19 protein-coding genes are annotated in these 22064 nt (G+C 52.5%); 14 read left to right on the forward strand and 5 right to left on the reverse strand.

The genetic code is table 11. The features are described 5' to 3' along the window. Positions 1 to 15 precede the first annotated feature (15 nt). The 10 genes from GZZ87_RS01005 to GZZ87_RS01050 all read left to right on the forward strand — a co-directional run bounded on the left by GZZ87_RS01005 (position 16) and on the right by GZZ87_RS01050 (position 9162). Entirely contained in the window at positions 16 to 1299 is a 1284-nt protein-coding gene (locus GZZ87_RS01005; RefSeq protein WP_162027134.1) for a radical SAM protein, read from the forward strand. 100 nt (positions 1300 to 1399) lie between these two features. Beyond that, a complete protein-coding gene (locus GZZ87_RS01010; RefSeq protein WP_162027135.1) occupies positions 1400 to 1894 on the forward strand; it encodes a ferritin in 495 nt (164 codons plus the stop codon). Between the two features lie 77 nt (positions 1895 to 1971). After that, on the forward strand, positions 1972 to 2280 hold the full coding sequence (locus GZZ87_RS01015; RefSeq protein WP_162027136.1) for a (2Fe-2S) ferredoxin domain-containing protein: 309 nt from the start codon (positions 1972 to 1974) through the stop codon (positions 2278 to 2280). Between the two features lie 133 nt (positions 2281 to 2413). Then, positions 2414 to 3544: a homocitrate synthase gene (locus GZZ87_RS01020; protein WP_162027137.1), complete on the forward strand. Its 1131-nt coding sequence runs from the start codon at positions 2414 to 2416 to the stop codon at positions 3542 to 3544. Between the two features lie 80 nt (positions 3545 to 3624). After that, positions 3625 to 5220 carry a sigma 54-interacting transcriptional regulator gene (locus GZZ87_RS01025; protein WP_244648137.1) on the forward strand — a complete coding sequence of 532 codons (1596 nt, stop codon included), beginning with the start codon at positions 3625 to 3627 and terminating at the stop codon, positions 5218 to 5220. Next, positions 5220 to 5600, forward strand: coding sequence for a pyridoxamine 5'-phosphate oxidase family protein (locus GZZ87_RS01030; RefSeq protein ID WP_162027138.1), 381 nt, complete (start codon positions 5220 to 5222; stop codon positions 5598 to 5600). Before GZZ87_RS01025 ends, GZZ87_RS01030 begins: the two co-directional genes overlap by 1 nt. A gap of 18 nt (positions 5601 to 5618) precedes the next feature. Next, on the forward strand, positions 5619 to 5876 hold the full coding sequence (locus tag GZZ87_RS01035) for a YecH family metal-binding protein (RefSeq protein ID WP_162027139.1): 258 nt from the start codon (positions 5619 to 5621) through the stop codon (positions 5874 to 5876). Between the two features lie 298 nt (positions 5877 to 6174). Beyond that, positions 6175 to 7080 (forward strand): Dyp-type peroxidase, encoded by a 906-nt coding sequence (locus tag GZZ87_RS01040; RefSeq protein WP_162027140.1) that lies wholly within the window; start codon positions 6175 to 6177, stop codon positions 7078 to 7080. A gap of 113 nt (positions 7081 to 7193) precedes the next feature. Next, positions 7194 to 8252, forward strand: coding sequence for a peptidase M42 (locus GZZ87_RS01045; RefSeq protein WP_162027141.1), 1059 nt, complete (start codon positions 7194 to 7196; stop codon positions 8250 to 8252). Between the two features lie 76 nt (positions 8253 to 8328). Next, on the forward strand, positions 8329 to 9162 hold the full coding sequence (locus GZZ87_RS01050) for an NAD(P)-dependent oxidoreductase (RefSeq protein WP_162027142.1): 834 nt from the start codon (positions 8329 to 8331) through the stop codon (positions 9160 to 9162). 42 nt (positions 9163 to 9204) lie between these two features. Here GZZ87_RS01050 and GZZ87_RS01055 read toward each other — a convergent pair whose 3' ends face one another. The 3 genes from GZZ87_RS01055 to lpxK all read right to left on the reverse strand — a co-directional run bounded on the left by GZZ87_RS01055 (position 9205) and on the right by lpxK (position 13134). After that, positions 9205 to 10329, reverse strand: a complete 1125-nt coding sequence (locus GZZ87_RS01055; protein ID WP_244648138.1) for an AI-2E family transporter — start codon at positions 10327 to 10329, stop codon at positions 9205 to 9207. Between the two features lie 264 nt (positions 10330 to 10593). Further along, positions 10594 to 11811: a nucleoside monophosphate kinase gene (locus tag GZZ87_RS01060; protein ID WP_162027143.1), complete on the reverse strand. Its 1218-nt coding sequence runs from the start codon at positions 11809 to 11811 to the stop codon at positions 10594 to 10596. A 93-nt stretch (positions 11812 to 11904) separates the two neighbouring features. Continuing rightward, positions 11905 to 13134 (reverse strand): tetraacyldisaccharide 4'-kinase, encoded by a 1230-nt coding sequence (lpxK, locus tag GZZ87_RS01065; protein ID WP_162027144.1) that lies wholly within the window; start codon positions 13132 to 13134, stop codon positions 11905 to 11907. 387 nt (positions 13135 to 13521) lie between these two features. On the opposite strand from lpxK, the gene topB reads away from it, so the two are divergent. From topB to GZZ87_RS01085, 4 genes are all read left to right on the forward strand, one after another. After that, positions 13522 to 16083, forward strand: coding sequence for a DNA topoisomerase III (topB, locus tag GZZ87_RS01070; RefSeq protein WP_162027145.1), 2562 nt, complete (start codon positions 13522 to 13524; stop codon positions 16081 to 16083). 43 nt (positions 16084 to 16126) lie between these two features. Next, entirely contained in the window at positions 16127 to 17272 is a 1146-nt protein-coding gene (locus GZZ87_RS01075; RefSeq protein WP_162027146.1) for a phosphoserine transaminase, read from the forward strand. A 304-nt stretch (positions 17273 to 17576) separates the two neighbouring features. After that, positions 17577 to 17816 carry a hypothetical protein gene (locus tag GZZ87_RS01080; RefSeq protein WP_162027147.1) on the forward strand — a complete coding sequence of 80 codons (240 nt, stop codon included), beginning with the start codon at positions 17577 to 17579 and terminating at the stop codon, positions 17814 to 17816. Between the two features lie 239 nt (positions 17817 to 18055). Further along, positions 18056 to 19105: a mechanosensitive ion channel domain-containing protein gene (locus GZZ87_RS01085; protein WP_162027148.1), complete on the forward strand. Its 1050-nt coding sequence runs from the start codon at positions 18056 to 18058 to the stop codon at positions 19103 to 19105. A 171-nt stretch (positions 19106 to 19276) separates the two neighbouring features. Here the strand turns inward: GZZ87_RS01085 and GZZ87_RS01090 are convergent, their stop codons facing one another. Then, the gene (locus GZZ87_RS01090; protein ID WP_162027149.1) at positions 19277 to 19513 is read right to left on the reverse strand and encodes a DUF1059 domain-containing protein; all 237 of its coding nucleotides are present in this window, start codon (positions 19511 to 19513) and stop codon (positions 19277 to 19279) included. 290 nt (positions 19514 to 19803) lie between these two features. Beyond that, positions 19804 to 21975, reverse strand: coding sequence for a hypothetical protein (locus tag GZZ87_RS01095; RefSeq protein WP_162027150.1), 2172 nt, complete (start codon positions 21973 to 21975; stop codon positions 19804 to 19806). Positions 21976 to 22064: the final 89 nt, after the last annotated feature.

The following is a 22064-nucleotide window of genomic DNA, read 5'->3' on the forward strand; positions in this document are numbered from 1 at the left end:
CACTCTCCACATCCAATGAATCTCGAAGACATCAACATCGACAATCATCCATGCTTCAACCCTGGAGCCTGTAGTAGTTTTGGCCGCGTGCATTTGCCCGTCGCGCCGAAGTGTAATGTGTCCTGTAATTTCTGTAACCGGAAGTTTGACTGCGTGAACGAAAGCCGCCCTGGGGTGACTTCCAACATCATGACACCGAAGCAGGCATTGGAATACACCAAGAAAGTATTCGGCAAGTCGGACAAAATTTCGGTCGTTGGTATCGCAGGCCCCGGAGATCCGTTCGCTAATCCAGAAGAGACCATGGAAACCTTCGAGCTCGTGCGCGAAGAATACCCCAACACGATTCTCTGTGTTGCGAGTAATGGCCTCGGCATTCTCCCGTATGTGCCGCGCCTCGCAGAACTAAAGATTTCCCACGTGACGATTACCGTGAATGGCATCGATCCGGACGTCGTGTCTGAAGTGTATGCATGGGCACGCGCCGACAAGAAAGTCTATCGCGGCCGCGCGCTTGGTGAGATGATCGTGGCGAAGCAACTGGAAGCGATCAAAGCGATCCGTGCCGCAGGCATCCTAGTTAAGATCAACTCCATAATCATCCCTGGCGTCAATGATCACCACATTCCAGAAATCTCGGCACTCGCGAAAGAGCACGGCTGTGAGATCATGAATTGTATCCCAATGATTCCGGTCGAAAACACACCGTTTGAATCACTCGGTGAGCCAGACCAAAAAATGGTTGCACGCACGCGCCTCCTTTCGGGGCAAAACGTTAAGCAAATGCTGCACTGCGCACGCTGCCGCGCCGATGCGGTCGGCCACATTGGCAACGGTATCGAAGACGAATTTAAGGAGATCCTCGAAAATGCCACACAACCGCTTTACGATCCCGCTCGTCCCTACGTCGCTGTGGCATCGCTTGAGGGCGCACTGATTAACCAACACCTCGGCGAAGCTAACCGCTTCCTAGTGTTCGAGCGCACTGACGAGACTGAGTCCGGGTTCAAATACCGCGAACTACGCATGGCTCCGACACCAGGCGCAGGCGAAAGTCGTTGGAAAGCCCTCGGAGGGCTACTCAAAGATTGTAAAGCGATCGTTGTGAATGCCGCCGGCGATAAGCCTAAGAAAGCGATGCAAGACACCGGCCTAGAAATCATCGAAGCCGATGGCATGATCGACGACGTGCTGGAATACGTCTTCAGCAATCAAGAGATCCCCAATCGCATGCAAAACGAGTTCAAAGGCTGCGGCTCCGGCGTGACGTGTAAAGGCTCAGGTATGGGCTGCGCGTAGCAGTGTGAAGTGAGAAGTGAGAAGTTCTAACAGCTCATAACAAAATTCCTAACCTTAATCCTAATCTTAATCTTAATCATAATCTAAAACCCAACTCATCATGATCAACAACACCATCAAACTCGCAATCGACAAACAGGCAACACACGAACTCTACGCCGCTCATTCCTATTACGCCCTCTCCATGTGGTGCGAAGCGAATGACTACGGTGGCTACGCCAAATTCTTCAAGCAACAAGCAGCTGAAGAATTTGAGCATGCGGAGAAATTCTTCGACCACGCATTAGAGCGTGGTGCCTTGCCAACCATCGGAGCCATTAGCGCACCGAAGTCAGACTACCAGGATCTGCTCTCAGTCGCCGAAGCAGCACTCGCGCTGGAGCAAGCCAACACCGCAGGCATCGTCGCGGTCTATGAGCTCTCTCTAGCCGAGAAAGACTACCCATCGCAGAGCATGCTGCAGTGGTTTATCTCCGAGCAAATGGAAGAAGAATCCTGGGCTGAATCCATGGTCACCAAAACAAAACGCGCACAATGCTCCGGTGCCCTGCTCTACCTCGATCGCCATATCTGTAAGGAACTGGGCGCTGACTGAAAAGCTGAAATTTTGAAACACTGAAAGCGGAAATCATAACAATCTTAATCCTAATTCGTAATTCGTAATTAAACATAATGAACACACCATCACATCATCTATTCGTCTGTGGCAGCTTCCGTGGAAACGGTGAGCCCAATGGCATCTGCCACAAAAAGGAATCCATCGGCCTGCTTTCTTACCTACAAGGCGAGGTGCAAGACCGCATGCTCGAAGGCGTCGAAGTCGCTGCCACTGGCTGCATGAACATGTGCGAGAAAGGCCCCGTCCTGATCGATTATCCAACTGGCACCTGGTATGCCAACGTCACCGAAGACATCATCGACGACATCCTCGACGCCATTGAAGACGGCGACGGGATCGCCGCCGAACATGTCATGGCCTGATGAACTGATCGAACTTCGAACGTCCAACTTCGAACGCTGAAGAAGGGCACACGACAAACGAATAGCAAGTAACTGACTACATCCACAACTCAACATTCGAAGTTCAACGTTCGACGTTCACCCACTCCCGATCATGCATCCAGTCCACCTAATTGATACGACTCTACGCGATGGCGAACAAAGCGCTGGCGTTGTTTTTTCTCGTCAGGAGAAATTAACCATCGCGCATATGCTCTCCGAAGTGGGCATACGTGAGATCGAGGCAGGTATTCCAGCAATGGGAGACAATGAGATCAGCGACATCAAAGCGATCGCCGATCAAAACTTGCCACTGCGTCTACTGACGTGGTCACGTGCCCGCAAAGAAGACATTGACTTGGCAGCTAAATCTGGGGCGGATGCCATTCACATCTCCTTTCCAGTGTCCGACATTCACCTAAACGCATGGGGAAAGACTCGCGGTTGGGTGCTAGATGAGATGGGAACCATCGTCACCCATGCGAAGCAATATTTCAGCAGTATCAGTATTGGAGCTCAAGATGCCTCGCGCACCAAAATCACCGACTTAATGATCTTCGCCGCCCGCGCACGCTCGCTCGGCATCCAACGTATACGATTGGCGGATACGGTTGGCGTATTAACACCACTGAAGACCTATCACATGATATCCGCGTTGCGCGAAGGCCTGCCGACCATGGAATGGGAAATCCATGCACACAACGACTTCGGCATGGCTGTGGGGAATACCGTCGCTGCGATTGAGGCTGGTTGCCAGAACGCAAGTGTCACAGTCAACGGCCTCGGAGAGCGCGCCGGCAATGCCGCGTTGGAAGAAGTCATGATCGCACTACGCTTTGGCCTAGATTCAAAAAACACATGGAACACACATGGCCTTGCCAAATTAAGTGACACCGTAGCACTCGCCTCAGACCGTAGCATTGCGGATTGCAAGCCTGTCGTAGGCGAGCGGGTGTTTAGGCATGAATCGGGGATTCACTGCACGGCTCTGATGCGGGATCGTCGCACCTATGAGGCCTTTAGCCCCGCAGAAGTCGGCAGACCTGAAATGAGTTTTACGATCGGACGCCATAGCAGTCGCCCAGTGGTAGAAGCCTTCCTCAAACAGCATCGCCTCTACCTGCCACACACATTTGAATGGGGGCCTTTCATCGAAGAAATCCGCACCCTCTCCCAAGAGCGCAAACGCCCACTCGATCTAGAAGACATCAAAGGGCTACACAAAAAACACAGCAGCTACTGCTGACTCCTATAAATCCGGCTAATAGTAACGCACAAAAAACACGCATTATCCACAGTAGGAACTCGTTCTGCTGAACATCTAGTATGGATTTTACACCACTGATTGATGATAACATGCGCGGCTGCCAAGGGATCTCCCGCAGCCAGCTGGCACATTGTGGGGTTGAAACGAACTTAAGCATGCTGCTCAACATCTCGCACATGTTGGAGAGTAGCATCAAACTTGAAGATGTGTTACGCCCGGTCATGAACCACGTGTCCGAGACCTTAAAGCTGCGCCGTTGCACGATCAGCATACTCAATCCCAACGATGGTAAGTTACAACTGGAGGAAACCATCAGCCACACCAAAGAGATCAAGAACGACGAATACTTACACCGTCACGCCGCAGTCTTTCAGGAAACGATCCAGAAAGACACCTGCATGATCATCCCAGACATCTCGAACGAGATCGACATGCAGAGTGAAGAACGAGCTCTCAAGGAGAACGAGCGCATTGCCCTTATTTGTATGCCAATAAAGTCAGGCCCCGAGACATTCGGCTTACTGACTGTAGAAAAACGTGCACATCGGAAATCTAGCTTACAATCCTCCACTCAAATCTTAACACTGATCACACGCGTCATTGCGCAAGCACTGAACTTTAGGTTACGCATCTCAGAACGTTTTAATGCACTGGAAGAGGAGAACGAGCGTCTACTGAAACAAATCAGCACGAAGAGCAAGAATCCCGCAGGCATCATTGGTAATTCCAGTGCAATGCACTCGGTCTATTCCAACATTTCACAAGTCGCGCCCACCAATGCGACCGTCCTAATTCGTGGCGAGAGTGGTGTCGGTAAGGAACTCGTTGCCAAAGCGCTGCATCAACAAAGCGAACGCGCCGACAAGCCCTTCATCAAATTCAACTGCGCGGCCCTCTCCGATTCAATCATTGAGAGTGAGTTATTTGGCCACGAGAAAGGGTCCTTCACTGGCGCACACGCATTACGCAAAGGCCGCTTCGAAGAGGCCGATGGCGGCACCATTTTTCTAGACGAAATCGGCGACATCTCACCATCCGTCCAAGTCAAATTGTTGCGCGTCATCCAAGAGCGTGAATTCGAACGAGTCGGCGGAAACTCATCCATCAAAGTCGACGTGCGCATCATCACCGCGACGAGTCGCGACTTGGAGTCTATGGTCGAAGCCCAACGTTTCCGCTCAGATTTATATTACCGACTCAACGTATTCCCTATATATGTGCCCGCCCTACGCGAGCGTCGCTCCGACACCCTTGCACTGGCTGATTTCTTTTTGGAAAGATTCAGCAGTCAAAACGGCAAACATCTCAATCGGATTTCCTCTGCGGCAATCGACCTACTGCACAGCTATCATTGGCCGGGCAACGTGCGTGAGCTAGAAAATGTGATCGAACGAGCGGCTATTCTAGCCGCGGGCAGTTCCATCGAAGCCATGCACTTGCCACCGACATTACAGAAACGTAGCGACCAAGAAACCATCACACAAAATGGATCGCTTCAATCTGCAATCAGCGCGGTCGAACGCGAGATGATCGTCAATACCTTGAAGGAGCATAAGGGCAACCTCGCACGTGCTGCGCGCCAACTCGACATCTCCGAACGCATCATAGGGCTGCGCGTGAAAAAATATCAGATCAATCCAGCACTCTTTAAATAATGAACATTCCAGACACCTTTTGGGCTGCCTTTGAACAACGCAAAGACCCTAGCATTCTTTGCACAGTCGATCGCGACGGCACTCCCAACTCAATTTATGTCGGCGTGATGCGTCGCGTCGATGAACACATCGAGATCGTCGATAGCGCATTTTCTAAAACAAGAGACAATCTGCTGCGTGGATCGAGCTGCTCCTTCCTATTCATCACGGAGGAGTTCGTAGCCTATCAACTCAAATGTCAGCCGATCTACACGGATACCGATGAAGCGCTTACTGCAGCCAAAGAATGGATGCCAACCACCTACACGCCCAAGGCAGTCTTAACACTACAGATCCAGTCCATCTACACGGGTGCCCAATGCATCTATCCCACTCACTAACAATCACTATATAAAACAATGAACTCAACAGCATCAGACATCCACGGACACAAAGTCATCGAAATGATGATTGCCTCAGGCGATCAGTATAGCACCGAGCGCCTACAAGCCGCGATCGACGAAACATTCGGCGCTGAGAGTAAATTCTGCACCTGCGAAGAAGATCATTTATCATCCAAAGAACTCATTGAGTTGCTATGGACAAAAGGGAAATTCATCGGAACGAAAGACGCCTTCACGTTTGATACGGAGCACAAATCCGACTGCCACGGCTGAGGGGCCGCAGTATAATTGGTAAAAAGCGTAGTCGAGCTCAGTTACGACTGATCCGTAATTTACACCATTGGAATTCACAATAATTGTGATGTTTGCTCAACCAATTCGGGAGGGACGAGCTCCGCCTCGTCCTGCGCTGTGTGGGTGCGGAGGTTCTGTGCTGAGGTTCGGCTGACGGCGCAGAGGCCGTCCCTCCCCAAGCAGCCCACGCATTCAACCTCACACCGCACCGACAACCGAATCAAATCGCCGTTTACAAAATCCTCACTCACATCAAATTACGGTTCACCCCACTCCTATGAACATAGAATCCATCCCACAAGCGGCTATTTTCAACCCACGCTGCAGCCACTCTCATAACCTGGAATACCAGGTCGCCCCAGGCACTACGGTAGCGGCTCTTAAAGGTGCACTCAAAGAAGTGCTCTCCAATAAGCCCAAGGAGGTTGAATTACTGATCGCCTTTGGCAAAGCGACATGGACACAGCTCCACCCCAATATCAGCCCCGCGGATTTGCAGGACTTTCAAACCCTTAGCGGAAAAAACAATCACAGTATTCCAAGCACTCAATGTGATCTATATTTGTGGATACAGGCGCACGACCTAACCGTGCTCGCGGAAGCGCTCACAGCCATTCAAGCAGCACTGGAACCGATTGCCACACTCAGCCTAGAAGTCGCAGGGTTCGTAAATGCCGAATGCAGAGATGTCACTGGATTTGTCGACGGCACTGGCAATCCCAAAGAAGACCAAAGAGCTGCAGCCGCCATTATTCCAAACGGCGAACCTGGCGCAGGCGGCTCCTATTTGCTGGCTCAAAAGTGGAACCATAAAATGAAGCGTTTCCATGGCCTCTCGACGCACGAACAAGAGCAAACGATTGGACGAACCAAAGCCACGGACATCGAACTCGAAGGCGAGCAGATGCCACCCAACTCACATGTCAGCCGAACCGACGTCAAAGTGGACGGCAAGGCGATGAAAATTTGGCGACGCAGTTCCCCCTTTGCATCCGCCAAGGAACAAGGGCTGTATTTCCTCGGATTCTCCTGTGAGATCGAGCGATTCGACATTCAGCTCAAACGCATGCTAGGCCTCTCCGAAGACAACATTTCAGATCGCCTCATCGAATTCTCCGTTGCCGTCTCAAGCTCCTATTTGTTTGCCCCATCCATCGGCGACCTCGCGACTGCAATCAGCTGATCAAGCAAAGTCCTAAAAAAACGCCGGCGAACTGAACCAAAAACACATCGAGCGCTTTTCGAGTGCATTCCGGCCCAAAAGCACCACATTGCTGATTTCCACCCATCAGCACTATGACCTCAGCAAGTAAAGACAGCTTAGACGAATTCTTAGAAATATTGCGCCATCTGGTGCGTGAGCCCTCAGTGGTCGGTTCGGAAGATTCCTTTTTTCGCGTATTGCGCCGTGAATTAGACGAAGTGGATGTCAAAATTGAATACCACCTCGGCTTGCTAGTCGCCAAAGGCAGTGCGCCCAACGATTTGATTATTTCAGCGCATGTCGATCGCAACGGCTTGATCTGCACGGGGCCGAACGAATTTCAATACGCCGCATTTATATCCGGCAATCGTGGCGAGCTGACCGGCGACTCGATCTCCGAGCAAATGATCGCCAACGTCGCTGACCGCTTCACCAGCCAACGCGTGCAAGCACACCTCCCGTATGTCGGCACTTACCTCGGACAAGGAACGATCTCCAACGGCTACCTCTGCCCGAAGCGAAAGAATCTGATCTTCGAATTAGATGGCCTCAATTTCCTACAGCCAGGCAGCTGTATTTCCTTCGTTGATCGGCTACAAGTGACCGACACGCACCTCTCTGCTCAGCTTGACAATGTCCTGAGCGTTGCACTCATCATTTATTTATTCCGTAAAGGATTCAAAGGCACCGCTCTGTTTACCGCTCAAGAAGAAGCAGGCCGCAGCTGGCGCTATGCGCTCGCTTGGTTTCAACGGAATAACATCAAAACAAATCGGCTGCTAGTGCTAGACACGAGCCCCTACCCGACTCCACAAGCCGCAGCCGAACAAGACGTCGTGCTACGCAATAAAGATGCCAGCGCAGCATTCGCCCCTTGCTTCACCGCTGAAGTTGCGGACCGCTGTCAGCAATTAGGCATTCGCACCAGCTACAAAGACGCATGGATCGAACAGCAAAACCTCGACAATAACCGCCCGGCCCCCATGTCTCTGGGCCGCACGGAACTAGGCCGTCTCATCGCAGCCACCGAAGGTAACATCAGCGGCACCACCCTACAAATTCCAACCACCGGCTATCACACAGCCAACGAAACTGCATCTCTAAATTCCGTCCGTGCCATCATACAACTTCTGAGCAGCTATATCCATTAGGCGACCGCGTAAACGAAAGCGACAGGAGTGTCGCTTCTACGCTGGAAAACTGTGGGCACTCCGTTACGCTGCAGGCATGAATTCAGAATCACTCGCAGTCATTGGCCTTGGCATCATCGGATCCATCTGGGCGGAACACTATAAAACGGACGGTTGCTTAGTCGCGTCGTGGAATCGCACGCCGAAGCCTGAGCTCGATCTGATGCAGGCAACGCTGGCGGAGTGCGCAGAACGCGCGACGCTGTTACAAATCTGCCTGTATGATGCGGCGTCGGTCGAGTCGGTGCTCGATCAACTGGAACCGTTCCTCACTGACACGCATTGCGTGATTCAGTCTTCGACCATCGACAGCGCGAGCGCGGAGCGCATTGCCGCACGTGTGCGCGCCACCGGTGCGAGCTATGTCGAATCCCCCTTCACAGGTAGCAAGCCAGCCGCCGAAGTGCGCAAGACGGTATTCTTTATGGGCGGCGAACCGGAGGATATCAAACGCGTGCAACCACCCCTGGCACAGATCTCCGCTCAACAATTCCATATCGGCTCGCCCGCTCAAGCGGCGACGATCAAGTTGGCGATGAATCTACAAATCGCAGTGATGACAGAAGCGCTCTGCGAGAGTATCACGATGAGTCGCGATGCAGGCATTGAGGACGACACATTCTTTGAGGTGATGAAGCAGAACGTCGCATGGTCAGGGCTTGCAGAACTCAAGGAGCCGAAACTACGCGACGCAGATTTCGCGCCTCAGTTTTCGGTCAAGAACATGCACAAGGATATGCGTCTGGCGCAGCAAAGTAGCAAGGGTGAGCTGCCGATCCTAAAGCAAGTTTGCGAGTGCCTGAATCAAACCGAAGCCGCCGGCCACGGTGATGACGACTTCATCTCGCTGATTAAAGTGTTGAAGAGCTAAGCAGCAAATAACACCTCTGCGTCATCGTTGGACGCATGCCGATCACGCCTCCTCGGAGGCAGGAACCGATGACGCATGCAGCTCTTCAGCGTGCGGATCTTCGTCGACCCAGCCCATGAAGACTTGATAGCCGACAGCCAATAACACTGCACCGATAAACAAACCGATAAAACCGGCAGTAATCATACCGCCCAAAGCACCAATCAAAATAACTGGCATCGGCGCATCGACACCGCGCCCGAGCAGCATCGGTTTGAGCACATTATCCGCGAGTGCTGCGACGATGAAGAAAATCGTGAAGACCACATTCATCACCGAAGAGGCATCACCGACCATCCACATGTAGGCAATAATTGGAACAGCCAACAGCAGCGCAGGGAGTTGTAAAATACCAAAGATCAGCACGATCAATGTCAGCACACCCGCTGCTGGAATGTCCGCAAAGATAAAGCCCACACCAAAGAGCAGCGACTGAATCACTGCCACACCCAGCACGCCAACTGCAACTGATCGCACCGTCGCGGTGCACAACTTACGCATACTCTCGCCCTTCTCAGGTCCGCAAGCACGACGATAAATCTTTTTCAGTCCCGCGATACCGGAGTCACCAAAGGCCATCATCACTGAGGCCACGACGAAGGCGGCAAAAAGTTTAAGCATCGAACTGGCACCACTCACTGCAAAACCAAGCCCATCCTTACTGTATTTGACCAGTAAGTCGTGGTTACTCTTAATTAACTCAGGTAAATTGGTCGCTGCGGCATCCCATGCTTGATACACACGCTCGCCCACAACTGGCCATTCTGCCACCGATTCCTTGGGAGGATCGATCTCATAGGTCTGAGTGACCAAGGCATTGTGCGCATGCTGCGCACGTGCCAGAACTGCATTGGCAACGAAAAACATCGGCACACCAAAGCCCACCATCAATAGGATCACCATGATTGTCGAAGCTCTGCCTTGCTTGCACTTAAAGGTCTTCACAAACTTCTGGTGCACTGGGTAGAGCGCAACTGCCATAATCAAGGCCCACAACATAATGCCAGTAAACGGTGCAAACACTCTGGCGCACAGCACCACAATAAAGGCAATTAGGCTAAAACGTATCAAGACCTCCATAAAGGTCTTCGCATTGATCATTCGGGTCGATTCGGCAGTATCGCTCATAGTTGTATATGTAAGGGTAGTATTAAGTCAGATGACACATACTAAGCGCACATAACGCAGTAAGTCTAGGGCACAGAGTGGATTTCTTCGACTATGACTTTCACAGCCGTCTGATGCGGAGAATTCCCAAAGTGATAAAGGCGCTACTGAGTTTTAGAGCGCAACGATGATGTAGCGGTGCCTGTGGCAGCTGAAAAACAGACAAGAATGTCTGTATCACTTATCACTCTCTCACTACCACTCTCACTATTCGGCGTAGCCGAATTAGCGCCCGCGACGGATCTCGGAGCCCTTGAACTGCACGCGCACGCGGCAAACACGTTTGATGCGGTTCTTGATCTTAAAGGTCTTCGGATCGATCGACTCAGGCACTTCCTCGCGACGGACGTCTACAATCGCATGGTAACCACGCTCAGAGAAAATATCGATCAACATGGCAAGCGCCACTGTATCATCAAATAACCGATCCTCGGTATTCACCACAGCCATGCCTGAAATCGCATGACGTTGAACGATCGGCATAAAGTCGCGGTTAATCGTATCCACAACATGCGAGAAGAGATCATTCTGGCGCTGCTCATAGGAGTCGAGACGATCAACGAGATCCTGACGTGCATGCTTCGAGAGCGTGCTGGCGATCGGAATCGATGAGAGACGGTCGTAAGTGGCTTCGTCGAGTTCGAGTGAGCCCTGATAGCGCAGCTCCTTATCGATACGTCCACGGACTTCTTCGATCGTGCCATGCGCATTGATAAAGTGGTAGAAGAAGATCTCACGTAGATCCTTGAGTGCGCCGTAAGTCTTTTCCTTAAAAGTGCGGTAGCGATTGAGCGCTGCTTCTGGGTCGAGGTCGGTCGCACGGAGTTCCATCAACTCGCCATCACCGGACTCCTTGACCTTTTCATTATGAATACGAGCCTGCTCTCCACGATAAATTTGACGGCGCACGCTCTCTTTCTCGTCTACGAATAGCACGACGATATGGAAGTGTGGCTTTTTGAAATACTCGGAATAGAGGGTCGCGGCATACTTATTACGCAACGCTACAAGCTTGGTGAACAGTAACTTCACGCACTCCACCTGCACCTTTGTGCGTGGAAAGCCATCGACCACCGCCCCGGATTTATACACCGGCTCCAGCAACTTACGTAGGATAATTTCGATCACCTCGCGGTCACCCACCAACATCCCCGCATCAATCTTCTTACGCGCTTCAGGGCTTTCCAGCAGCGAACTGACGACCACCGGCGGCGCAGTCAAATCGCGGAAGTTCATAATGAAATTGGTATTCGTGCCCTTACCTGCGCCAGGCGCACCATTCAGCCAGAAAATTTCCTTCGGAAAACGTAAGTTCTCTTCGCCGATCTCATCAACGAGCATCGTCCAAACGGATTGGAAGATAATCTGCGCGTCTTTGACCTCGAGGTCTTGTATATCCTTGGATGCGATTTCCGGAGCTGCGCCGGCGGGTGAAGAAGCCATGGTGGTAGTAGGTAATGTTAGTCTAAAAGGAAGCTATTGAGCAGTGGCGAAGAGATGGCTCGGACTCAAGCATCTTCCATGCCTCGACAACACTTAATTAATCGTATTCAACGGCGGACGTGTCATTTGCTCTGGGGTATTGCGCGGCAAGCAAATACGGGCAGCCGCTCCCTCGAAGTCCTCTTCCCCTGATAGAATGTCGATTTCGAGGCGAAGAAAATAGATCGGAATGGTCGGTTTGATGTCCTCAAATAGGCGCACGGCGTCTTTCTCCGTGGTCACAATCATATCGAGTTTCGCCTCGGCTGCCTGATCATAGACATGCTGAATCTCGGCACGCGAAAAACGGTGATGGTCAAGAAAGCGGTGGTTCTCGCGAATCTCCGCTCCATAGCCGCGCAGCATATTCTCGAAGCTCTCTGGCGAAGCGATACCGCTAAAGGCTGAAATGCGTGCGCCCTGGAGTGTCTCGAGCGGTAGTTGCTCACCCGTGTCCACGCATTGCAAAAATTGCGGCTGGTGCGAGCATTCGATGATTTCCGCGTCGGGGTTATGCTCGCGAATCAGCTCCAACAACGCCTCGTCTTGATGACCGTCGGACTTCGTAAGGAAGATATAGCTCGCACGTGACAGATGCTTAATCGGCTCGCGCAAGATACCACGCGGCAACAGGTGCTGATTACCGAACGGGTTGGTCTTATCAACGAGCAACAGGTTTAAACGACCTTTGAGCGGCAAGTATTGAAAGCCATCATCGAGGATCAGCGTATCACAGCCGAAGCGGCGAATGGCAAACGAGCCCGCCTTCACACGGTTTTTATCGCAGAGCACCACCACCCCCGGAAGGTTCGATGCGAGCATAAACGGCTCATCTCCAGCTACTTCCGAGTCAAGCAGGACATTCTTACCATCGCTGACGATCTTCGGCGGATCTTCTTCCCCGTGTGTGAGCTTACGCCACATTTTTTTAAGCAATGGCTCTTTCTTACTCTTATAACCACGGCTGAGAATGGCCACTTTACGGCCGCGCTCCGTCAGCGTGCGCGCAAATTTCTCCACCACAGGCGTCTTCCCCGTGCCACCGACGGTCAAATTCCCCACCACCACAACTAGGCAACCAAGTGGCTTATTGCGGAGAATGCGGTGCTCGTAGAGATACCAGCGTAGTTGCACGACAAAACTAAAGATAAACGAGAGCCCATAGAGGAACGAACCGAAAATCTCCGCGGCACGCCCATGCTGCCGATCGTAGATCACATCCGCAGTGAATTGCGCAAAGTCATTGCCCTTGCGCGCTAGGTCTTCGCGGAATTTACGTAACATGAAAAAGAGTGAAAGTGATGAATGTGATAAGTGAAAGGTCTCTCAAAAATTAGAAACAGGATTGACGCCAGTTTTAATCGCCTGTTTTACCGAAAACCTAGCGATCCCCGTTTAACAAAGTCAAAGTAATGCGGGAAGAGATTGAGATCGCCAAACTCCATTTCCCTCGACACACGATAATTTTACGCCTTTTTCCAACTGATGAATATTCGCATCCTATACATGTTACCCCTCCACAACTGGATTTTCGGTTGCTTAGCGGCATGTATGTGTTTCCCGGATGCGCAAGCGATCAGCCATCGATAACCCCACTATATAGTCCATTTTTCCAGAGCCTTCGTCTTATACGAAGGCTCACCTCTTTAAAGACAGACAGTCACAGATCACATGAAATATTTAATCATTGCCGAAAAACCCTCCGTCGCCACTGACCTCTCCAAAGCACTCGCCAAGCACCTAGGCAAGTTTGAGAAAAAGGGCAAATCCCGCGATGCACAGTATTTCGAGAATGAAAACGCCGCGATCACTTCGGCAGTCGGCCACCTCGTCGAGCTGAAGATGCCAACTGGCCCCAACGGTAAAAACCTGCCCTGGAACTTCAAAGTGCTGCCAGCGATCCCGAAGAAATTCGAACTCCAGCCCATCGAACAGACACATAATCGCCTCAAGCACGTCCTTAGCTTGGCGAAAAAGAAGGAATTCGACGTCATCATCAACGCATGTGACGCCGGCCGTGAAGGTGAGCTCATCTTCCAATACATCATGGACATCGGTAAGATCCAAAAGCCCGTCAAGCGCCTATGGATGCAATCGATGACGACTGGGGCAATTCTCGAAGCATGGGATAACCTACGCGACGGCGCAGAGATGGCCAACCTCGCAGACGCCGCGAAGTGCCGCTCTGAGTCCGACTGGCTCGTCGGCCTCAACTCCACTCGCGCCCTCACCTGCTTCCGCTCACGTCACGGTGGATTCAACATCACAGCGGCAGGCCGTGTGCAAACCCCGACACTCGCCATCCTCGCCAAACGCGAGCGCGAGATCAAAGCCTTCGTCTCCGAAGACTACTGGGAAATCCACGCCGAGTTCGCCGTTGCCAAGGGCGAATACCCCGGCAAATGGATCGACACCACTTTCAAGAAGAACAAGGAGCAGCCGCATGGCCGTGCCGAACGCGTCTGGGACAAAGCCACTGCGCAGACCATCCACGACCGCTGCCAAGGCAAGACCGGCACCGTCACCGAGGAAACTAAGCCGAGCAAACAAATCGCGCCACAGCTCTACGATTTGACCACGCTCCAGCGTGAAGCCCCCTTCACGGCCAAGAACACACTCGGGCTCGCCCAAGCACTTTACGAGCGTCACAAGATGCTCACTTACCCGAGAACGGACTCTCGCTACCTGCCCGAAGACTACATGAGCAAGGTTTACGAGACCCTCCGCGACCTCGCTAGCTCCGGCCACGCCACCGCAAAATGGGCAGCCGATGCGATTGAGAACGACCGCGTGCAATTCACCAAGCGCGTGTTCAACAACGCCAAAGTCTCTGATCACTTTGCGATCATCCCAACTGGCCGTGTTGTTAAGCTCAACGAGCAGGAATCCAAGCTTTACGACATGGTCGTCAAACGCTTCGTCGCCGTGTTCTTCCCACACGCCGAATTCGAAGTCACCAAGCGCCTCACCACCATCAACCATGGTGCCGAAGCCGACACGTTCCTGACCAATGGTAAAACGCTGGTCAAACCTGGCTACCTCGCTGTGTATGGCCGCGTCCCCGGCGTTGCTGCCGAGAAGGACGAGCTCGTCGGTGTCGCTCAAGGCGAAAACGCCCGCACGGAGACGATCGAAGTGCTCGACAAAGAAACCAAGCCACCGGCCCGCTACACGGAGTCGACTCTGTTGGCTGCGATGGAAGGCGCCGGTAAAACAATCGACGACGACGAATTACGCGAAGCCATGTCCGAGCGCGGACTCGGCACTCCCGCCACACGTGCGGCGACGATTGAAGGCCTGCTGCGCCAGAAATACATCGCCCGCGAAGGTCGCGACCTCAACGTCAGCGGCAAAGGCCTGCGATTGATCGAACTCTGCGAAGAGATGGAGATCAAAGCGCTCAGCTCCGCATCGATGACCGGCGACTGGGAAGCCAAGCTTAACAAGATGGAGCGCGGCGAATTCCAACGCGCCGAGTTCATGCAAGAGATTGCCACGTTCACCGAAGACGTCGTCGGCAAAGCCCGCGCTCGCATGGAAATGCTGGTCAACCGCACCTTCCCAGATTTGGAATGCGCCTGCCCTGCCTGTGGAGCTCCGCGCCTCAAGCAAACCGATGCCACTTACGAGTGTCGCGAAGAAGAATGCGACTTCCGTATTTCCAAGCATATCGCTGGCCGCAAGCTCACCGAGGAAGAAGCCATTCAACTCTTCACCACGAAAGCATTGCCAGAGATGGAAGGTTTCGTATCACGCTTCAACAAACCGTTCAGCGCCGCTCTAGAGCTTGTGCAAAACGTCACGAAGACGGGCAAGATCGGCAAGTGGAAGACCAACTTCGTATTCGACGACGATCTCGACTCCGCCGATGAGCTGACCGACGACCAGTTGATCAAGACGCTCACGCTACAAAACGGGCTCGAAGCGAAATTCTACGGCACTGAAAAGGCCTACCACGTGCCCGAGTTCAAGCCAAAGGATTCTCCCGACGGCTTCCGCCTCGGCAAGGTGATCCTACAAAAGGAACTCGATCCTGAAGCAGTGGAAAAGCTCTTCACCGAAGGTAAAACACCCTTGCTCGACGGCTTCATCTCAAAGCGCACCAAGCGCCCCTTCAAAGCGCACCTCACCCTCGACTTCGAAAAGGGTAAGATCGGCTTCGAATTTGCGCCACGTCCTGCGAAGAAGGCAGCTAAAAAGGCTGCTAAGAAAACAGCCAAAGCCGCCGAGTAAGGTAGCAATCAGTCATTATTCATCATTCATTAGCCATTAAACAATGAAACCAACAGTCAAACCAGCACGTCCTTATTTCTCATCCGGCCCTTGCAGCAAGCGCCCCGGTTGGTCGCTTGAAGCGCTCAACGAAGCACTTGTCGGCCGTTCTCACCGCGCAAAGCCAGCGAAGGCGCGCATCGAAGAAGTCATCGACAAGTCCGCATCCATCCTCGGCCTACCCGAAGGTTATGTCTGCGGCATCGTCCCTGCATCCGACACCGGTGCGATGGAAATGGCAATGTGGTCACTCCTCGGCGCTCGTGGCGTTGATATGTGCGCATGGGAGTCCTTCGGCTCCGGTTGGGTGACTGACGTGCTCAAGCAGCTCAAGCTCGACAACGTCAACAAGCACGAAGCCGACTACGGCAAACTGCCAGACTTCAGCAAAGTTGATTTCAACAACGACGTCATCTTCACTTACAACGGCACCACTTCAGGCGTCAAAGTCCCCAACCTCGACTGGATCCCAGCCGACCGTGCAGGCCTCACGATTTGCGACGCGACCTCTGCGGTCTTCGCAATGGACATCGACTACACGAAGTTGGACGTCGTGACATGGTCATGGCAAAAAGTCATGGGTGGCGAAGGGGCACACGGAATGATCGTGCTCAGCCCACGCGCGATTGAGCGTCTCGAAAGCTACACACCCGCATGGCCACTGCCTAAGATCTTCCGCCTGACAAAGGGTGGCAAGCTCATCAAGGGCATCTTCAGCGGTGCAACGATCAACACCGTCTCCATGCTCGCCATCGAAGACGCAGTGGACGGCCTACGCTGGGCAGAAAGCATCGGCGGCCTACCGAAGCTGATCGAACGCTCCGAAGCCAACCTCGCAGCACTGTCTGCATGGGTCGAGAAGACCGATTGGATCGAGTTCCTCGCCGAAGAGCCAGCCACCGTGTCCAACACATCGATCTGCCTCAAGATCACAGCAGACTGGTATCAAGCCCTTCCAGCCGACGAGCAAGCCGCCAAGGCGAAGCAACTCGTCAGCCTGCTCGACAAAGAAGGCGTCGGTTACGATTTCGGCAGCTACCGCGACGCACCCGACGGTCTCCGCATCTGGGGTGGCGCAACGGTGGACACCGCCGACATCGAAGCCCTCCTGCCATGGCTCGACTGGGCCTTCGAAGAGATCCAGGGCTAGTAGATGCCGAAGCGGCATGAACGTTGAACGTCAAACGCTCAACATCGAACGCTGAATCATTTAAAACGAAAGGACGCTCCACATGGAGCGTCCTTTTTTTTGTGTGCGTATGGCCTTCAACTGAGAATTCGGGAGGGATGGCCTCCGCTCTTGCCGCGTTCTACGCTGCCGTCTGCAGAGCCTAAGCACTCAACCAAAGCACCGACACACCGCACGGACGAGGCGGAGCCTGATCTTTACCCATAAGTTTGTGTCTTCTTGTTTTCGCTATGAACCCGGTTCTTTGAGCTCCTCCCAGATACAAATGCATCACTGCCAGCCCATCGAAGGCAAAGATCCCACCGTCAACATCAAGACCCGCAAGCTCTCCCTATCACGTAACTTATCACTCATGTGCCGACAAGCTGGCTATGATTGGACAGTCGAAAACGGCGTCATCATGATAGCCACTCCAGGCAGCGGCGAAGAACTGCAGACTCAGATTATTCCCATTAGCTCAACCACCTCTCGGCGCCTGACTGCGATTCAAGGTGTGATTCGTTAGGACTAAACGCGATGACGCGTAAAATTAAGAGCGTAGCAGTCACATCAGCAATTTACTAGGTCAGTAATATTTATGAGTCAGCCTCCTTGCAAAGTAGCGCCGCGTGGCAATCGAATACGTGCCAGTGTTGTCGCTGCGGCGAGCAAGCTCGCGCCCTACGGTTACCTTTGAACCTTCCCCTTACAATCCACACTGCGATCTAGTCTTGTCGCCACAGCATTCTAAGGCATCCTGTGCGCATGACTTTATTCCTCAAAGTGCTAGAACTGATTGGCCCACTCGCGGCGACGTTCCTCAGCGCAGTGCTGATACTGATTGCCACGGACAAGTTGATGCGTGCCCGTGCCCACTCGCGCCAGGTTCAGAACAACTTCGCGCGGCACATCACAATCATCTCAATAAGCGTCGTGAGTTTAATCGCGGTGATTCTAGCGCTGCCAATCCACGACGAAATGAAGGGGCAGCTCTTCAGCCTAATCAGTGTCGCACTCACCGTGGTCGTCGCCCTCTCGTCTACCACCATTGTGTCCAATGCCATGGCAGGCATCATGTCCCGAACGATTGGCAGTTTTAAGGTTGGGGATTTCGTTAAATCCGAAGAGCACTTTGGCCGTATTACCGAACGTGGCCTATTACACACTGAGATTCAAACTGAAGACCGCGATCTCATGACTGTGCCCAATCTCTATTTAATGACCAATCCCTTCCGAGTCGTGCAGAACTCTGGCACAGTGGTCTCCGCCACTGTTTCGCTTGGCTACGATATCGATCACAGCGAAATCGAACCCAAACTCATCGAAGCTGCCAATGCCGTAGAACTGGAAGAGCCCTTTGTCAGAATACTAGAACTAGGCGACTTCTCCGTCTCTTATCGCGTCGGGGGCTTTTTATCCGAGGTTACCAAGCTCGTCAGCACACGCTCCAAACTGAACAAAGCCGTGCTCGATTCGCTGCACAAGGGGGACATTGAAATCGCCTCTCCGAATATCATGGCGCAGCGTCCAATCACCGATGGGAAAAAATTCATTCCCAAAAGAACCAAAGGTCAGCAGCCCAGAGTCAAAAATATCGACGCGCCCGACGAGCGCATATTCGACAAAGCCGAGCGTGCTGCCGAAAAGGAGCGCCTCAGCGCAGAGCACGACCAGATTAGCCACGAGCTTGAAGTGATGGAGAAAGAAGCCAAAGACGACGAGACCGAGCCACTCGCAGTCACGATGCATCGTCGCCGTTTGAAAGCGATCGAACGCAAGCTAGAGTTGATGGTATCAGTCGAAGCTGAAACGTAGGGGCGTTGGCCTTCGGGAGGGACGGCCTCTGCACTTGCAGCGTTCTACGCTGCCGTCAGCCGCGCCTCAGCACCAGCACACCGCAAGACGAGGCAGAGCTCGTCCCTCCCGAATGGATTGAGCAAAAAATCACAATTCTTGATGCGCGGCTGGTAAACAACCTTCCTCGGCTTAATCTTCGGGCAAAGCTTCGAATTCGACTCGTCGCGCTTCCATCCATTCATTGAGCGCTTCGGGGGACTGCATGAGCTGCATCATCTGACCGATCGCTGCCATGTGGGCAGCATCCTGCTGCTGAAACATTTCCATGCCGTGCGCTTTACTGAGCTCAGTCAGTTCCTCAAAAGAATTTGCGTGAAACGCCACGTCGCACGCGCCACCCAGTTGTTTGCAAGTCATTGTTTTCATGACACTGTCCTTTGTTTGAATCGCGCCATTTGCAAATGAATAATGACCTCGGGTAATGTTGAATCCCTAAACTACGGAATGGCACGAACTTAGGCTTAAATAGAATGAATGTAGCGGTGCTGCTGGCCGTTTCGACAGGCTCAAGGCTCAGAGCTCGTCGAGGGGCGGCACCCGCGGGGGCAGGACGCGTTACAGAACGATGTGTGCTGTTGGCCTTTGCGCGGTCTTCGCAAGCAAAGCCCCTACGCTAGAATAGCGATTCCGCAGTGTCAGCCGCAACACTAGCTCTATTAATTGTGACTACCGAAATGCAGTTTGACTGATCGAGTGCCGACCATGCCATTGGAATCCTTTGCGATCAGATCAAACTGAACCGTGTCCTCTAACCGTGCGGTCGGGACACCACCGAGCACCCAACGTTCTGAATTCGCGGGGTCTTGGCGGATCATCAACCATTCGGGAGCATCCGCAGAGGCTGTGATCGCAGTGATCGGGTCACCTTCAGGATCCCAGAGATCTTTGCCTACTAGCAACTCATGCTGATATTGACGGCCTGCTATTGCATCAGGCAGCACGGTATAGGCTCTCGCCCAATTTGGGGTGCCGGGCGATTCATGCACCGCTAAATAATCGTCGAGCGCTTTTAACAACTCGTATGACCACCCTCGAAGCGTCCAATTCCTATTGTATTTCGAGTTGGCCGAGCCATCCCAAGTCATGATGCCTCCTGCCTGCATGGCTTCTAAATTCCATTGCAAGAAGTCTTCGGTTTCCCAAGCCAACTTTCCGCCAGACTTCCAGCCAGTCGTCGCCAACTTTGAGTGCAGATTGCCAACAATCAGGTCATCCCACTCCCATTGACCACCGGCAAAGACGTAGCCATTGGTCTCAGTCATCTTCTGCACATGTTTATAGTTTCTGCCGAATTGCCCGCCCTTCTTATCGCCATGACTATTATTGCCACCAAAGCCATGCCCGAAGGTGAAGTCATCGTAATGCGTCGGAGTCGCAAAAGGATAGCTCTTAGACTTCACGGTGCTTCGTCCATTATTGAACGCGATCGCGATCTCAGGATTGCCCGCATGCACCGCCTTCGCAAAGGCTTGATAGATCCGTTGCTCTTCAACCACACCGCTACCCGGATTATCACCTGCTTGGTTGATGTCCGTTGCTGAATCAAAAATCCAGGCATCAATGAGATCACCGTAACGCAGCGCATAATCCTTCAGCACAATCTCCGTATAGCAGAACATGTATTTACGATTTGGGAACTTTTCCGACGCATCCACATACTGCTGCTTCTTTCGATCCCAAACCCCGGTATGGAACGGCTGGCTATTTACAAAGGCCACGACCTTTGGGTTTGTATCGCAAAAGTCCTTCCAACGCTGAGCAATGACCTCCCACTCCTTGCTGTTACTGCCATTAAAATTCTCACAATTCGCATACGCCTTCACTTTAAACCCAGCAGCCTTGATCGCTAACATCTTCTCTCGAATCGGGTCGTTTTCAGGCTCAGGTTTGGTTAGATCGCCCCAGCGTGGCACACAGAGATTGATCGGCTTACCTTTCTCATCGAGATCACCTCCCCATAGATATTCGAGTATCCGATGAGGCGCCCAGTGTGAGGCCGACAGCACCGCACCATCAGTCAGCCGCACTTGCACGGTATCCAAGGTCTTCAGATCCTGAATCTTATCTAAGCCCATGCCACCGCTCCATGTGCCTCTTGAAGAAGCGGCGCGTTCACCCTGCGCATACGCGGTTTCCAATTTGATGAATTGAAGGATTTTTCGGTTGCCGGCACCCCCTTGGCCGTAAACTACGACATGATAACTTTGACTCAGATCGATCCCTTCAACCAGCACACCGGAATCTTCGTAGACTCCATCGATACGGTAGCACCAATACCCACCCTTTTCGATTTCCAGAGTGACTGTCGTGGCCGCCCCTCCCACAAATTGAGCTCGTGTGCCTGACTGATCCAATTGCTCGTTACTGGAGCCGTTACTGAAATGAATCCCCTGCCCTGCAGTTCCGCTGTCTGCGATCACATTCAGACCAATGCCATAGACACTGGAGTTTGCCCTGAAGGGATTCAACCCATCATAGCTGGCGAGACCACTGTCGCTACGAATCAATCCGATCGATAGATCATGCCCACCAGCTCCCCTGAGGCTGTCTGTAAAGTAACGAACCGTAAGTTTAAATCCGGTGTCACTTTGAAAGCTATCCTTTGAAAAAAGAATCGCTCGATCGGAATCGCCGACTCCTGTGGACCGATATACCGCATTCCCGTCATCAGCCCAACTATGAGACTGAATAGACCGACTGACAGCACCGCCTCCGACACCTTTATTGGTGGTCAGACCATCCTGATCAAAAGTATCGTGATAAAGAATTTCTGCATTTAGATTAGAAGCTAAAAGCAGGAATACCAAAGCGGAAGTAAAACGAAGCATTGGGTTATATTTGCAGTATTAAAATCAAGAATAGCAAGTAGAGCGCCCTACCAAGACTCACACATACCGAGTCTTCCAAGCGCTCGAGT

The sequence above is a fragment of the Lentimonas sp. CC4 genome (genome assembly GCF_902728235.1).
GTDB lineage: Bacteria > Verrucomicrobiota > Verrucomicrobiia > Opitutales > Coraliomargaritaceae > Lentimonas.

Coding starts and splice junctions, on each gene's coding strand:
- GZZ87_RS01005 (WP_162027134.1), top strand. CDS start 16: ATGAATCTCGAAGACATCAACATCGACAATCATCCATGCTTCAACCCT.
- GZZ87_RS01010 (WP_162027135.1), top strand. CDS start 1,400: ATGATCAACAACACCATCAAACTCGCAATCGACAAACAGGCAACACAC.
- GZZ87_RS01015 (WP_162027136.1), top strand. CDS start 1,972: ATGAACACACCATCACATCATCTATTCGTCTGTGGCAGCTTCCGTGGA.
- GZZ87_RS01020 (WP_162027137.1), top strand. CDS start 2,414: ATGCATCCAGTCCACCTAATTGATACGACTCTACGCGATGGCGAACAA.
- GZZ87_RS01025 (WP_244648137.1), top strand. CDS start 3,625: ATGGATTTTACACCACTGATTGATGATAACATGCGCGGCTGCCAAGGG.
- GZZ87_RS01030 (WP_162027138.1), top strand. CDS start 5,220: ATGAACATTCCAGACACCTTTTGGGCTGCCTTTGAACAACGCAAAGAC.
- GZZ87_RS01035 (WP_162027139.1), top strand. CDS start 5,619: ATGAACTCAACAGCATCAGACATCCACGGACACAAAGTCATCGAAATG.
- GZZ87_RS01040 (WP_162027140.1), top strand. CDS start 6,175: ATGAACATAGAATCCATCCCACAAGCGGCTATTTTCAACCCACGCTGC.
- GZZ87_RS01045 (WP_162027141.1), top strand. CDS start 7,194: ATGACCTCAGCAAGTAAAGACAGCTTAGACGAATTCTTAGAAATATTG.
- GZZ87_RS01050 (WP_162027142.1), top strand. CDS start 8,329: ATGAATTCAGAATCACTCGCAGTCATTGGCCTTGGCATCATCGGATCC.
- GZZ87_RS01055 (WP_244648138.1), bottom strand. CDS start 10,329: ATGAGCGATACTGCCGAATCGACCCGAATGATCAATGCGAAGACCTTT.
- GZZ87_RS01060 (WP_162027143.1), bottom strand. CDS start 11,811: ATGGCTTCTTCACCCGCCGGCGCAGCTCCGGAAATCGCATCCAAGGAT.
- lpxK (WP_162027144.1), bottom strand. CDS start 13,134: ATGTTACGTAAATTCCGCGAAGACCTAGCGCGCAAGGGCAATGACTTT.
- topB (WP_162027145.1), top strand. CDS start 13,522: ATGAAATATTTAATCATTGCCGAAAAACCCTCCGTCGCCACTGACCTC.
- GZZ87_RS01075 (WP_162027146.1), top strand. CDS start 16,127: ATGAAACCAACAGTCAAACCAGCACGTCCTTATTTCTCATCCGGCCCT.
- GZZ87_RS01080 (WP_162027147.1), top strand. CDS start 17,577: ATGCATCACTGCCAGCCCATCGAAGGCAAAGATCCCACCGTCAACATC.
- GZZ87_RS01085 (WP_162027148.1), top strand. CDS start 18,056: ATGACTTTATTCCTCAAAGTGCTAGAACTGATTGGCCCACTCGCGGCG.
- GZZ87_RS01090 (WP_162027149.1), bottom strand. CDS start 19,513: ATGAAAACAATGACTTGCAAACAACTGGGTGGCGCGTGCGACGTGGCG.
- GZZ87_RS01095 (WP_162027150.1), bottom strand. CDS start 21,975: ATGCTTCGTTTTACTTCCGCTTTGGTATTCCTGCTTTTAGCTTCTAAT.